The organism is Chromobacterium haemolyticum (assembly GCF_002081825.1).
Taxonomy (GTDB): Bacteria; Pseudomonadota; Gammaproteobacteria; order Burkholderiales; family Chromobacteriaceae; genus Chromobacterium; species Chromobacterium fluminis.
Genome location: NZ_MUKU01000021.1, coordinates 40,482 through 53,740, shown reverse-complemented (window position 1 = coordinate 53,740; position 13,259 = coordinate 40,482). Strand labels below are relative to the sequence as shown.

The 13,259-nt window shown below is 65.8% G+C and carries 9 protein-coding genes; 6 read left to right on the top strand and 3 right to left on the bottom strand.

Going from position 1 to position 13,259, the window contains the following annotated elements; translation table 11 throughout:
• Both ruvX and B0T39_RS15790 read right to left on the bottom strand, forming a co-directional pair.
• Positions 1-438 carry a Holliday junction resolvase RuvX gene (gene ruvX, locus B0T39_RS15795; protein ID WP_081548221.1) on the bottom strand — a complete coding sequence of 146 codons (438 nt, stop codon included), beginning with the start codon at positions 436-438 and terminating at the stop codon, positions 1-3.
• Positions 422-985 (bottom strand): YqgE/AlgH family protein, encoded by a 564-nt coding sequence (locus B0T39_RS15790; RefSeq protein ID WP_081548219.1) that lies wholly within the window; start codon positions 983-985, stop codon positions 422-424. Before B0T39_RS15790 ends, ruvX begins: the two co-directional genes overlap by 17 nt.
• On the opposite strand from B0T39_RS15790, the gene smc reads away from it, so the two are divergent.
• The 3 genes from smc to B0T39_RS15775 all read left to right on the top strand — a co-directional run bounded on the left by smc (position 984) and on the right by B0T39_RS15775 (position 6,909).
• Positions 984-4,604 (top strand): chromosome segregation protein SMC, encoded by a 3,621-nt coding sequence (gene smc, locus B0T39_RS15785; protein ID WP_439896893.1) that lies wholly within the window; start codon positions 984-986, stop codon positions 4,602-4,604. The genes B0T39_RS15790 and smc overlap by 2 nt on opposite strands.
• 263 nt (positions 4,605-4,867) lie before the next feature.
• Positions 4,868-6,238 carry a nitrite extrusion protein gene (locus B0T39_RS15780; protein WP_081548215.1) on the top strand — a complete coding sequence of 457 codons (1,371 nt, stop codon included), beginning with the start codon at positions 4,868-4,870 and terminating at the stop codon, positions 6,236-6,238.
• Positions 6,239-6,246: 8 nt separating this feature from the next.
• Positions 6,247-6,909, top strand: a complete 663-nt coding sequence (locus tag B0T39_RS15775) for an energy transducer TonB (protein WP_081548213.1) — start codon at positions 6,247-6,249, stop codon at positions 6,907-6,909.
• A gap of 106 nt (positions 6,910-7,015) precedes the next feature.
• Here B0T39_RS15775 and B0T39_RS15770 read toward each other — a convergent pair whose 3' ends face one another.
• Entirely contained in the window at positions 7,016-7,483 is a 468-nt protein-coding gene (locus B0T39_RS15770; protein ID WP_019103187.1) for a MarR family winged helix-turn-helix transcriptional regulator, read from the bottom strand.
• Positions 7,484-8,065: 582 nt separating this feature from the next.
• Here B0T39_RS15770 and B0T39_RS15765 point away from each other — a divergent pair.
• The 3 genes from B0T39_RS15765 to B0T39_RS15755 all read left to right on the top strand — a co-directional run bounded on the left by B0T39_RS15765 (position 8,066) and on the right by B0T39_RS15755 (position 13,228).
• Positions 8,066-9,250: a cell division protein ZipA C-terminal FtsZ-binding domain-containing protein gene (locus B0T39_RS15765; RefSeq protein ID WP_081548211.1), complete on the top strand. Its 1,185-nt coding sequence runs from the start codon at positions 8,066-8,068 to the stop codon at positions 9,248-9,250.
• A 127-nt stretch (positions 9,251-9,377) separates the two neighbouring features.
• Positions 9,378-11,789 (top strand): NAD-dependent DNA ligase LigA, encoded by a 2,412-nt coding sequence (gene ligA / locus B0T39_RS15760; protein WP_081548209.1) that lies wholly within the window; start codon positions 9,378-9,380, stop codon positions 11,787-11,789.
• Positions 11,790-11,803: 14 nt separating this feature from the next.
• Entirely contained in the window at positions 11,804-13,228 is a 1,425-nt protein-coding gene (locus tag B0T39_RS15755) for a tetratricopeptide repeat protein (RefSeq protein ID WP_081548207.1), read from the top strand.
• Positions 13,229-13,259: the final 31 nt, after the last annotated feature.

The window sequence follows — 13,259 nt, the reverse complement described above, 5'->3', positions numbered from 1 at the left end:
TCAGACGGCTTGGCCGGGGTGCTCGAACCAGGTTTGCAGGATGGCCTGGGCCGCCACCTGATCCAGCGCCGGCTTCTGCTTGCGGCCGCGCACGCCGGCTTCTTCCAGCATGGATTCGGCCACCACCGAGGTCAGCCGTTCGTCCACCAGCCACACCGGCAGGCCGTAGCGTCCCTTGAGCCGGTTGGCGAAGCGGCGAGCCAGCTGCGTCATCTGGTGTTCGGTGCCGTCGATGTGCATCGGCAGCCCCACTACCAATTGCGCTGGTCGCCATTCCGCGATTAAGGCGGTTATGGCGGCGAAGCGCGCGTCGTTGATTTCCGTGTCTATGGTGATGAGCGGGTGGGGAATGCCGAGCAGGGTGTCCCCGACGGCGACGCCGATGCGGCGCTCGCCGAAATCGAATGCCAGGGCGCAACCTTCAGGCATGGCCGACATCCGTGGACAATAGGGAGGGGTCGAAGCCCAGCAGAGCCATGGCGGCGTCGTAGCGCTCCTCGCAAGGCAGGCCGAAGATGATGTCAGGCCGAGCAGGCACCGTCAGCCAGCCGTTGTCGGCGATCTCCTGTTCCAGCTGACCGGCGCTCCAGCCGGAGTAGCCCAGAGTGATCAGCATGCGGTCCGGCTGCTTGTGGTTTTCGGACACCGCCATCAGCACGTCCTTGGACGTGGTCAGCGCGATGTCGTCGGTGACCAGCAGGCTGGACTGCCAATTGCCCACCGGCATGTGCAGCACGAAGCCCCGGTCCGGCTGCACCGGGCCGCCGAAGTAGACCGGCTCGGCACGGAGCGAGTCGCCGTCCAGCGGCAGATCGATCTGATCGAACAACTGCGCCATGGCGATGCCGGAAGGCTTGTTGATGATCAGGCCCATGGCACCGTGCTCGCCGTGCTCGCAGACGAAGACCAGCGAGCGAGAGAACAGCGGGTCCGCCATATTGGGCATGGCGATCAAGAATTGATTGGACAACGATAGCGGTTCCATGCGGCCATTATGGCATAAGTGGGCTGCCTGGGTAGATGCGGCTGCGCGACGCGCAACAGGTCCGCGCGCGACGCGCGCCTGGCGCGGGCAACTGCTAAAATGCCGATTTTCGCCCAGCCATTGCGAGGACATCTTGCGTCTCACCCACATCAAGCTTGCCGGTTTCAAGTCATTCGTCGATCCCACCAGCATTGCCGTGCCCGGTCAACTGGTGGCGGTGATCGGCCCCAATGGCTGCGGTAAGTCCAATGTGATAGACGCGGTGCGCTGGGTGCTGGGCGAGTCCTCGGCCAAGCAACTGCGAGGCGAATCGATGCAGGACGTGATCTTCAACGGTTCGTCCACGCGCAAGCCGGTCAGCCGCGCCTCGGTGGAACTGGTATTCGACAACGGCGACGGCGCGCTCACAGGCGCCTGGGGCCAGTACGCGGAAGTGGCGATCAAGCGGGTGCTGACCCGCCAGGGCGAATCCAGCTACTTCATCAACAACCAGCAAGTGCGTCGCCGCGACATCACGGATCTTTTCCTCGGCACCGGCGTGGGCGCGCGCGGCTACGCGGTGATCGAGCAGGGCATGATCTCCCGGATTATCGAGGCGCGCCCGGAAGAACTGCGCGCCTATCTGGAAGAAGCCGCCGGCGTGTCCAAGTACAAGGAGCGCCGCCGCGAGACTGAACACCGCATCGCGGACACCCGCGCCAACCTGGAGCGCATCGCGGACTTGCGGCAAGAGCTGGAACGGCAGGTGGAGCGCTTGTCCGAACAGGCGGAGGTGGCGGCCCAATACCACGATCTGCGCGGCGCGCTGACCCATAAGCAAAACCTGTTGGCTCTGGCGCGACGCGAAGAGGCCGCGCGCAACGAGGCGGCGGCGCGCGGGGAACTGGCGCGCATTGAAACCGAAGAAGCGGCGCTGGAAGCGGCGGTCACCCATGTGGAGGCCGAATCCGAAACCGTGCGCGAAAGCCATTTCGCCGCCAGCGACGAAGTGCACGAGGCGCAGCAGCGCTTGTTCGAGGCCAACGCCCAACTGGCGCGGCTGGAAGAGGCTCAGCGCCATCGCGAGCAGAACCGCGCCCGCGTCGACCGCGAACTGGGCGCCGTGCGCACCGAGCGCCAGGTGCTGGCCGAAAGCCGCGGCCAGGTGAAGGCCGAACTGGACGATTGGCTGCCGCGGCGGGAAGAAGCGCAGATGCGGCTGGAAGAGGCGCAGATGACGCTGGAGGACGGCGCCGACGAACTGCCCACCGCCGAGGCGGAATACCGCGCCATCGAACAGCAGTTGAACGGGCTGACCGCGCAGCAGGCCAAGCTCAGCCGGGATCGGGACCTGGCGCGCCAGAACGGCGAGCATCAGCGTCGCAATCTGGAGCAGCTGTCCGGCCGCGAAGACGCTTTGCGCCGCGAACTGAGCGATTTGAATTTGCCGGACCAAGAGCGGCAGCAAGCCGCCGCCGCCGAAGTGGCACGCGCGCGCGGCGCGCTGGAGACGGTGCGAGGCCGGCTGGTGGCCGACGAGGCCAAGCAGGCTGACCTGGCCGCCGAGCGCGAAAAACTGGACGAGCAACTGGCCGCGCTGCGCGGTGAGCAGGCGCGCGCCGAAGCCGAAGCCGCCGCGCTGGCCGGGATGCTGGCGCGCGAGGCGGCCAGCGAGCAATTGGACGGCTGGCTGCAGCGCCGGGGCCTGGCCGAGGCGCCGCAGTTGTGGCAGAGCCTGCAGGTGGAGCCTAAATGGCAAGCGGCGCTGGAAGCGGCGCTGGGCGAGCGCCTGGCCGCGCGCGCCGCCGCGTTGTCCGGCGAATTGCCGCCGGCGGCGCTGGCGCTGGCGGACGGCGCGACAGTGCGGGATTGGGAAGCGGAGCGTTCGTGGCCGACGCTGTTGCAACAGGTGCGAGCCGCCCAACCCTTCCAGGCCGCCTTGCAGGACTGGTTGGCCGGCGTCTACCTGGCCGGATCGTTGGATGAGGCGCTGGCCTTGCGCGAACAATTGCCGGCCGGCGCTTGCCTGCTGACGCCGGAAGGCCACCGCGTTTACGCCGCCAGCCTGTGCCTGCACGCCGAAGCCGGCGGCGACGGCCTGATGGCGCGCAAGGCGCTGCTGGAAGCGGCCCAGTCGCGCTTGGAGACCTTGTTGCCGGAAATCGACGCCTTGCAGCGGCGTCGCGAATCATTGCAAAGCCGCGGCGGCATGCTGGCCGAGGCGGTGCGGGCGCAAAAGGGCGCGCTGACCCGCTTGGAGGCGGAACTGAACGCGGCAACCCTGGAGCACGTCAAGCTGGACCAGGCCGCGCGCCAGGGCGCGGCGCGGCTGTCGGCGATCGAGGCCGAGCGCCGGCGCATCGCCGACGAGGGCGAACTGGCCCGCCAGAGCATCGCCGAGGCGGAAATGCTGGGCGAGGAGACGGCGCTGACGCTGGAAGAGCTGACGGTGCAGTTGGAAGACATGCGCGTGGATCGGCTCAACGCCGAGACCGGTTTGCAACTGGCGCGCAACAAGACCCGCGACGCCGAGCGCATGCTGCATGAGATCAAGCTGGAAATGAGCACCGCCGAGCAGAAGGTGGCGGAGCTGGCGCGGCGGGGCCGCGAGCTGGACGAGCGCGATCAGCAACTGGCCGAGCGCTTGGAGACTCTGGCCGAGGAAGCCGAGGCAGTGGAGGAAGCGGTGCCGGAGGAGGCCTTGCAGCTGGCCCTGGCCGAACGCGAACAACGCGAGCACAGCCTGGGCGCGGTGCGCGACCGGCTCAACGGCCTGACCGAGAAGCTGCGCGAATTGACTCATCAACAACAGCAAGCCAACGCCGCCTTGCCGGCGCTGCGCGAAGCGCGTTCGGACTGGCTGCTCAAGCACCAGGAAGCGCGGCTGGCGATGGAGCGTTTCGCCGAAGAGCTGGCCAGCGCCGGCGCCGACGAAGCCGCGCTGATGGCCGATCTGAGCGAGGCGGTGAAGCCGAACGCGCTGGCGGCCGAGATTGCCCGGCTGGCGCGCGCGTTGGAAGGGCTGGGCGCGGTCAACCTGGCGGCTCTGGAGGAACTGGATGAAGCCAGAAAGCGCGGCGACTATCTGGCCAACCAGTCCGAAGACCTGAATCAGGCGATGGCCACCTTGGAAGAGGCGATCGCCAAGATAGACGGCGAAACCCGCGAGATGCTGCAAGCCACTTACGATGCGGTCAACACCAAGATGCGCGAGTTTTTCCCCACGCTGTTTGGCGGCGGCCGCGCCGAACTGGTGCTGACCGGGGAGGACCTGCTGGACGCCGGCGTACAAATCATCGCCCAACCGCCGGGCAAGAAGAACAGCACGATTCACCTGCTGTCCGGCGGGGAAAAGGCGTTGACGGCGATGAGCCTGGTGTTCTCGCTGTTCTCGCTGAACCCGGCGCCGTTCTGCCTGCTGGACGAGGTGGACGCGCCGCTGGACGACGCCAATACCAGCCGTTTCTGCGATCTGGTCAAACAGATGTCGGAGCGAACCCAGTTTCTCTATATTTCCCATAACCGCCTGACCATGGAAATGGCCGAACAACTGGTGGGCGTGACCATGCAGGAGCAGGGCGTCAGCCGCATTGTGGCGGTGGACATCGTGGAAGCGTTGAAAATGCGGGAAACCGCCTGAGAGCCTGTTTAAAGTCTGCTGTGTGTCAGCGGGATGGATGGAGAAAGGGCGTTGAAACCGGCTTCGAAATGCTCATGTGCCAGTTGATCATTCCGCTTCCTCAGCCGTTTTCGCCTTGTCTCGTCTAGTTTTAGCTTTCCGCAAACTGTTTTCGTCAGTTGCAATTTGACGGCGCGCAAACAGGAGCGCGCGCGCGAATGGCATACTGCGCAGCTTCCCGGCGGCAGCGGCCGCCGGGCGATATCATTGCTGGATGAATGGGCATGACCGTAAGCATCAAGCGTTGGGAACCTGAAAACCCTATTTTCTGGCTGCGCCGCGGGCGGCGCATCGCCAATCGCAATCTCTGGCTGTCCATCCTGTCGCTGCATCTGAACTTCAATATCTGGATGATGTGGAGCATGGTGGTGGTCAACCTGCCGGCGGTTGGGTTCGCGCTCAGCAATCAGCAGCAGTTCCTGCTGGTGTCGATTCCGCCGCTGGTCGGCGCCTTGATGCGGCTGCTGTACTCATGGATATGGAGCTGGGTGGGCGGCGGCCTGTGGCTGGGTATTTCCACCTTGCTGCTCTTGCTGCCGGCTTTGGGCGTGGCCGCGGTGGTGCAGGATATTTCGACGCCGTTCCCCATGTTGTTGCTGGTGTCCGGCTTGTGCGGCATTGGCGGCGGCGCCAGCGCTTCCCATCTGTCCAATACCAGCTTTTTCTTCCCCAAGGCGGCCAAGGGGCTGGCGATGGGGCTGAACGCGGGCCTGGGGAATTTGGGCGTGTCGGTGGCGCAGCTGGCGATTCCGGTCGCCATTCTGCTGCCCTTATTCGGCGGCATGCCGCAGATCTGGGGCGTCGGCGGCGCCGTGCACCCGGTGTGGCTGCAAAACGCTGGCTATCTGTGGCTGCCCTTCATCGTCGTCATCGCGCTGACCTGCCTGTTGTACGCGCATGATCTGCCGAAACTGCGCATCACGCCGCATGACCAACTGGACGCGATGCGCGATCCGCACACTTGGTATATCTGCCTGCTGTACATGGGCAGCTACGGCACTTTCCTCGGCTTCGCCGCCGCCTTCCCACTGCTGGCGCGCAATATGTTTCCGCTGATCGACGTCACGCCCTACGCCTTTATCGGGCCCATGGTCTGCGCCTTGTCGCGGCCGCTGGGCGGCTGGATGGGAGACCACATCGGCGGCGGCATCGCCACCATGCTCAGCAACGGGGTGATGGCGCTGGCCACCGTCGGCGTTTATCTGAGCATGCCCTCCGCCGGCAACGGCGGTTCGTTCTGGTTGTTCCTCGCCATGTTTCAGTTGATTTTCTTCGCCGCAGGCGTGGGCAACGGCTCGTCTTTTCAATTGGCGCCCAAGGTTTTTCTGTTGCAGGCCGGCCAGCGGGCCAAGGCCGCCGGCCTGGACGTTGCGGAAGCTTATGCGCGCGGCGGCCGCCGCGGCGCGTCGGCGATGAACGTCAGCTCGGTGATGGCGGCGTTCGGCGGCTTCGTGATTCCCAAATCCTTCGGCAGCGCGCTGGCCGCCTTCGGCAGTTTCCTGCCGGCTTTCGGCATGTTCTTTGTGTTTTATCTGGTGTCCATGCTGGTGGCTTGGTGGCATTACAGCCGGTCGGACAGCCGGATGCGCTGTTGAGGCGAGAGATGGGCGCGCGCCCTGTATGCTGGGCCCTGCTGGCGTCGCTGGCGCTGCACGCTTTGTTGTTGTTTGCTTGGCAAGGCCGTCCGCCGCCGCCAAGCGTTGCCGCGTTGACGCTGAGACTGGCGCAGCCCGCCGGCGGACCATCGCCCGCCATCGCTCAGAAGGCGGCCAAGGCCGGCAATAAGGCCGGCGACAAGCTTGACAATAAAGCGGCGGCCAGGCCAAGCGCCAAACCAAGCGTCCGTTTTACGGCGCCTTCGCTTTTGCCGGAGGCCGGCCTAGCCGCGCCGGCGGCAGCCGCCGTTGAGTCAGCAGGCGTCGAGGGGGCGAAGAGCGGGGCCGGCGCGCGGTCGGGAGGCGGCAGTGCGTCGCAGGGCGGCGCGGACAGCGTGGCATTGTACCGCGCGGAATATCTGAACAATCCGCAGCCGGAATACCCGGAACGCTCGCGGGAAAACGGCGAGCAGGGCACGGTTTTACTGCGGGTGGGCGTTAGCGCCGCCGGCCGCGCCGGCGAGGTGACGGTGGCCGTCAGCAGCGGTTATCCGCGGCTGGACCGAGCGGCCAAGGCCGCGGTGGAGCGCTGGCGCTTCGCGCCGGCCAAACGCAACGGCCAGGCGGTGGATTCGGTGTTGATTGTGCCGGTGCGTTTTCAGAGCCATTGAGCCGCGAGCGCGGCCGGAGTTTAAAACGCAATGGCGGCGAGGGCGCGGGCCGCATCGCGGGGCCGCGTCTCGCCGCCGGGTAAAGGGCGGTGACGGCTAGGGGATCCTAAGCCGTGACTTCTTCCTGCTCCTCCAGGGCCAGGCTGAAGCCTTCGCGCAGGCGGCCCAGTTCCTGGCAGAAGCCGGACAGGTCGTGTTCGCCAAAGCGTTTGAAGGCGATCTGCATATAGTCGATATGAGCGGGGAAGGCCTGATCGAACAGACGTTCGCCGTGTTGGGTCAAGGAAACGAACACGCTGCGACGATCGTTGGGCTGCATGGTACGGGTAACCAGACCCTTGTCTTCCAGCCGGTCGATGACGCCGGTCAGCGTCCCTTTGGTGATCAACGTACGGTCGGACAGCTCCTTGCAATTCATGCCCTTGCTATGGCCCAAGGTGGCGACCACGTCGAATTGCGGCGGAGTCAGGCCCAGCTGACGAATGTGCTGGCTGGCAAACTGTTCGAATGCCTGGTAGGTGCGCGCCAGCTCGTGGACCACCGGAAGGAAACTGGCTTGAGAAGTGTTTTTCATCGATCTATCCCTTGCTTTCCTAAGCAGTGTTTAAGACGATTTGGAATCATTCATTTGCATGAACACGAAATATTCTGGCACGAGATATTTCAGAGCGCCCCTGTCAGAAATGTCATCTGCCGGACCTTCCAGCACTGAAAATGACGTTCCGCTTCCATTTGGCCCGCTTGCGGCGGGCCTGATTCGAGACGTTGAACGGCCGGCTGGAGCCGTTCTACGCGGTCCGATGGAACCAGCAGGGGCGATTCGGCATCCAATTCAGGTTGCGAACCCGGTTTGAAGCACCAAATTGCCCGCATCAGCTATCGCCCCGGCTTGGTTACGCTGGCGGCAAGGCATTTACGGCTAAATTGCCGCCAAATGATGCGCAAGCTGAGGCTTTCGTTATAATAACCGTGGTCTATCACCGTTCTCGACTGGCCGAAACGCCAGATTCGAACGGTTTTGTTGCCGAATACTTAAAGGGAGGCTGTCGGCCTGGCTATTGCCGAAAGACGCCGCATCGCGCATTGAAAGATGCGTCGGCGCGCGGCGAGGAGGCTGCCGACGGCTTCGATTATTCGCCTTAATGCGGACTGGCTGATGAGCGAATTACAGATTGGTGTATTGATACTGGGCGGCGCGGTGATCGCTCTGGTGTACGGATTCAATGCTTTTCAGGAATGGCGTTTTCGCAAGAAGACTCGCCAGGCCTTCACGCGCGGCCACGACGACGTGTTGCTGGACGTACCCAAGAACAATGTGCGCGACGGCGTGAAGCAGGACCGGATGGAGCCGGTGCTGGTGGACGCCTCGCCGGAGCCGGACGACTACGCCGCCGCTTACTTTGAGCCGCAAATCCCCGCGGAGCCGGCGCGAGCCGAGTCCGACCGGCCGCGCGAGGCGGTTTTTGACGCGGTGCCGGTGATGGAGGACGAGGACGAGGACGAGGCACCGCGTATGGACTCCGCCGATCACCAGGCGCTGGTGGTGGCGATGCTGGACCCGTCGCTGGACTTCATCGCTGAAGTGGTGTTCCACGCGCCGCACGAGCTGGCGGCGATTCCGCGCTTCAACGTGGGCAAGCGCACCCAATTGATAGGCCGCACGGAAAAAGGTCTGTGGAAGCCGGCCGAAGCCTTGCCCGGCACCCGTTACAAGCAGATCAACGTCAGCATGCAGATGGTGGACCGCAGCGGCGCGGTGACTGAGCAGGAACTGGCTGGTTTCTGCCAACAGGTATCGCGTTTCGCCGAGGAGCACGACGCCGCGGTCAGCTTCCCGCAACGCCAGCAGAAGCTGGTGGCTGCGCGCGAACTTGACCGCTTCTGCGCCGACGTGGACGTGTTGATCGGCATCAACATCGTGCCGCAAGGGCCGATAGAAGGCACGCGTCTGCGCAGCTTCGCCGAGGCCGCCGGCCTGCAGCTGGAGCCGGACGGCGCCTTCCACTACCTGGCGGACTCCGGCAACACCCTGTATTCGCTGATGGCGGCTGACCAGATGCCGTTCACCTTCCACACCTTGCTGGACAAATCCTTCCCGGCGCTGACTCTGTTGTTCGACGTGCCGCGCGTGGCCGGCGGCGTCGAGGTGTTCGACCGAGCCGTGTATTTCGCGCGCCAGTTGGCGCAGGAGTTCGACGCCCAACTGGTGGACGACAACCGCCGCCCGCTGTCCGACGCCGGCCTGACCCGCATTCGCGAGCAATTGCTGCACATCTACGGCAGCATGGACGACCGCGGCATCGCTCCGGGAAGCGTGGCCGCCTTGCGACTGTTCGCCTGAGGCCGGCCCTAGGCCCCGGTGTTGCCTTGCCGTTCAGCCGCTACACTGGGGTGATCGGCCCGTTTGACCATCTACCGTTTCCAAGGCCGGCACCATGCCGGCTTTTCTTGTTTGAGCCCGATTGAACATGACCACCCTCATTCCGCAACAGCGCGTAGCCGAACTGCATCAACTGCTGAATCGCTACGGCCACGAATACTATGTGCTGGACGCGCCCACGGTGCCGGACGCCGAATACGACCGCCTGTTCCGGGAGCTGCAGCAGCTGGAACAGGAGCACCCGGAACTGGCGAGCGCGGATTCGCCTACCCGCCGCGTCGGCGGCGCGCCGCTGGACGAGTTCCAGCAAGTGACCCACAGCGTGCCCATGCTGTCGCTGTCCAACGCGTTTTCCGATATGCAGCTGAACGAGCGCGAACTGCGCCATGAGGAGCTGCTGCAGTTCGACGAGCGAGTGCGCAAGGGCCTGGACGCCGCGGAGGTGGAGTATGCCACTGAGCCCAAGTTCGACGGCCTGGCGATCTCCCTGCTTTACCGCGACGGCGTGCTGGTCCAGGCGGCCACCCGCGGCGACGGCGTGACCGGCGAGAACGTCACCGAGAACATCCGCACCGTGCGCGCGATTCCGCTGCGCTTGCCGGCGGGGGCCGCCGTGCCCAGCCTGCTGGAAGTGCGCGGCGAAGTGCTGATGCTGAAACAGGACTTCGACAAGCTCAATGCCGAGCAGGCGGCGCGCGGCGACAAGACTTTCGCCAATCCGCGCAACGCCGCGGCCGGCAGCCTGCGTCAGCTGGATTCGCGCATTACCGCCCAGCGCCGGCTGTCCTTCTTCGCCTACGCCATCGCCCAGGTGGCAGGCGCGGACTGGCCGGCCAGCCACAGCGCGGAAATGGCCTGGTTGCGCGAACTGGGCTTCCCGGTGGTGGCCGAGGATTTGCGTCCGGTGGTGCGCGGCGTGGACGGCTTGATCGCCTATTACGAGCAGGTGCAGCAGCGCCGCCCCGGCCTGCCTTTCGATATCGACGGCGTGGTGTACAAGGTCAACCAGCGCAACTTGCAGGACGAGCTGGGCTTTGTGTCGCGCGCGCCGCGCTGGGCCATTGCTCACAAATTCCCGGCCGAGGAAGCGCTGACCCAGATTGAGGCGATTGAGGAGCAAGTGGGGCGCACCGGCGCCATCACCCCGGTGGCGCGCTTGAAGCCGGTGTTCGTCGGCGGTGTCACCGTCACCAACGCCACTCTGCACAATGAGGACGAGGCGCGGCGCAAGGATGTGCGCGTCGGCGACACCGTGATTGTGCGCCGCGCCGGCGACGTGATTCCGGAAGTGGTGTCCGTGGTGATGGAGCGCCGGCCGATGCAGCCGGCCGCGGATGGCGGCTTGTTCGATGAACCGCAATATCCGGCCTACCGGCTGCCAAGCGCCTGTCCGGTATGCGGCAGCCATGTGGTGCGCGAAGAGGGCGAGGCGGTGGCGCGCTGCTCCGGCGGCCTGTCCTGCCGCGCGCAGCGCAGCCAGGCGATTCAGCACTTCGCCGGCCGTCGCATGATGGACATCGACGGCCTGGGCGAACGCTATATCGACAAGCTGGTGGAGTACGACTATGTGCGCGGCGTGGCCGATCTGTACCGGCTGACGCTGGAAGACTTGCTGGAGATGAAGCGCCGCGCGGACGAGGACGAGGGCGCGACGCCGGAAACCGTCAAGGCCGGCAAGGTGGCGAGCAAGTGGGCGGAGAACCTGATCGAGGCGATCGCCGCCAGCCGGCGGCCGCCGCTGGCGCGGCTATTGTTCGCGCTGGGTATTCGCCATGTGGGCGAATCCACCGCCAAAACCCTGGCCGATTGGCTGGGGACGATGGCCTTGATCCGCCGTTCGCCGGCGGCCTTGTTCGCCGCGCTGCCGGACATTGGCGGCGTGGTGGCGGAATCGCTGGCGGACTTCTTCGCCGAAGCCAATAACGAAGCCGCGCTGGACGCCCTGTTGAGCCATGTGGCGCCGGCCGACGAGCACGCGCCGTCGCCACGCCTGGCCGAGCGCCTGCAAGCGGCGGCCCTGTTGGCGCGGCTGGACATCCCGCGTTTGACCGAGGTGCGCAGCCAGCAGCTGGCGGCGCAGATCGACGGCCTGGCCGCGCTGGCCGGGCGCGAACGGCGCGCTTTGCTGGACCTGGAACTGCCGGCCGAGGTGATCAACGCGCTGGCCGACTGGCTGGACCTGCCGGGCAAGCGCGACAGCCTGCGTGCGCTCGCCGCCCTGGTTGACGAGATCCTGGCGGCGCTGCCGACGCAAGCGATGGCGGCCGGCGTGCTGGAAGGCAAGACCCTGGTGTTGACCGGCACCTTGCCGACGCTGAGCCGCGACCAGGCCAAGGAATTGATAGAAGCCGCCGGCGGCAAGGTGTCCGGCAGCGTGTCCAAGAAAACCCATTACGTGGTGGCGGGGGCGGAGGCCGGCAGCAAGCTGGCCAAGGCGGAAGAGCTGGGCGTGGCGATTCTGGACGAGGCCGGCTTGCAAGTTTTGCTGGCCGGAGACTAAGCCAAGGAGCGGATATGGCGGACCAAGCCTTCGAACAAGGCAACCGATTGGCGGCGGAGGGCCGCTGGCGCGAGGCGGAGCAGGCATTTGATCAATGTCTGAGGCGGAACGCCAAGGATTGGCAGGCGCTGGCCAACCGCGCCAACGCCCGCCTGCGCCAGGGCGACAACGCGCGCGCGCTGGACGACTACTTGGCCGCCGCCGCCCTCAATCCGCAGTCCGTCAACATCAAGTGCAATCTGGCGGTGCTGCTCAAGGAGCTGGGCGAACTGGAACTGGCGGAAGCGCTGCTGCGCGAGGCGCTGGCGGCGGAGCCTGAGCATGTCGACGCCTGGAGCAATCTGGGCGTGGTCTTGCAACATAGGCTGCAATACCAGGACGCCATCGCTTGCCATCTGCGCGCCATCGAGCTGGCCGGCGCGAGTCCGGCGCGATGCAACAACCTGGGCTACGCCTGCACCTGCGCCTTATTGCTGGACGACGCCATCGCCGTGTTGCAAGGGGGTCTGGAACTGGACCCGGACGACGCCAATCTGCGTTTCAGCTTGTCTATCGCGCTATTGCTGGCCGGCCGCTACGCCGAGGCCTGGCCGTATTACGAGGCGCGCTGGGAGTCCATCCTGCAGCCGCGTCACCGCGATCGGCGCTGGCAAGGCCAGGCGCTGGGCGCGTCCACCTTGCTGCTGTGGGCGGAACAGGGCTTGGGCGACAGCCTGCAGATGGCGCGTTTCTTGCCGCGGCTCCGGGCCGAGCATCCGCGGGCGCGCCTGCTATTGGCCTGCCCCAAAACCTTCCATCGCCTGTTCGCCCAATTCGATGGCGTCGAGCTGCTGGCGCCGGAGGCCGCGCCGGCTTTCGATTGGCAACTGCCTTTGATGTCCTTGCCCGGCGCGTTGGGCGTGACGCTGGACAATCTGTCCGGCCAGCCTTATCTGAGCGCGGTGCCGGCGGCCGCGGTCCCGGCGCGCGGCGGCGGCCGGCCGCGCGTCGGCGTGGTGTGGGAGAGCGGGCAATGGGGCGTGGGCAAGGCCGATCACTGGCGCCGCCATAAATCCGTGCCGCCGGAGGACTTCGCCGTTTTGTGCCGGCTGCCCGGCATTGATTTCGTGTCCTTGCAGCCGGGAACGACGCCTTCGGCTTTGCAAGGTTTGTTGAGCACGCCGGCCTTGAACGACTTCGCGGACACCGCCGCCTGGGTGGCGGCGCTGGATCTGGTGATCACCGTCGATACCGCCGTCGCCCACCTGGCCGGGGCGATGGGCAAGCCGGTTTGGGTGTTGATGCGCGCGGAAAGCGCGCCCTTCTTCCTGGCCGCCGGCGAGCGCGCGCCGTGGTACGACTCAATGCGGGTCTGGCGCCAGACCGAGGCCGGCGTCTGGGGGCCCGTGCTGGAAAACGCGGCTCAGGAGTTGGCGCGGCGTTTTCCCGCCGGTTTGTGAGGCTGGGACTTTCACCCGCGGACCGAGGCGC

What these genes read in the sequence shown, in the direction of transcription:
- B0T39_RS15765 (WP_081548211.1), top strand. Translation starts at nt 8,066, where the DNA reads ATGAGCGAATTACAGATTGGTGTATTGATACTGGGCGGCGCGGTGATC.
- ligA (WP_081548209.1), top strand. Translation starts at nt 9,378, where the DNA reads ATGACCACCCTCATTCCGCAACAGCGCGTAGCCGAACTGCATCAACTG.
- B0T39_RS15780 (WP_081548215.1), top strand. Translation starts at nt 4,868, where the DNA reads ATGACCGTAAGCATCAAGCGTTGGGAACCTGAAAACCCTATTTTCTGG.
- ruvX (WP_081548221.1), bottom strand. Translation starts at nt 438, where the DNA reads ATGTCGGCCATGCCTGAAGGTTGCGCCCTGGCATTCGATTTCGGCGAG.
- B0T39_RS15775 (WP_081548213.1), top strand. Translation starts at nt 6,247, where the DNA reads ATGGGCGCGCGCCCTGTATGCTGGGCCCTGCTGGCGTCGCTGGCGCTG.
- B0T39_RS15770 (WP_019103187.1), bottom strand. Translation starts at nt 7,483, where the DNA reads ATGAAAAACACTTCTCAAGCCAGTTTCCTTCCGGTGGTCCACGAGCTG.
- smc (WP_439896893.1), top strand. Translation starts at nt 984, where the DNA reads ATGCGGCCATTATGGCATAAGTGGGCTGCCTGGGTAGATGCGGCTGCG.
- B0T39_RS15790 (WP_081548219.1), bottom strand. Translation starts at nt 985, where the DNA reads ATGGAACCGCTATCGTTGTCCAATCAATTCTTGATCGCCATGCCCAAT.
- B0T39_RS15755 (WP_081548207.1), top strand. Translation starts at nt 11,804, where the DNA reads ATGGCGGACCAAGCCTTCGAACAAGGCAACCGATTGGCGGCGGAGGGC.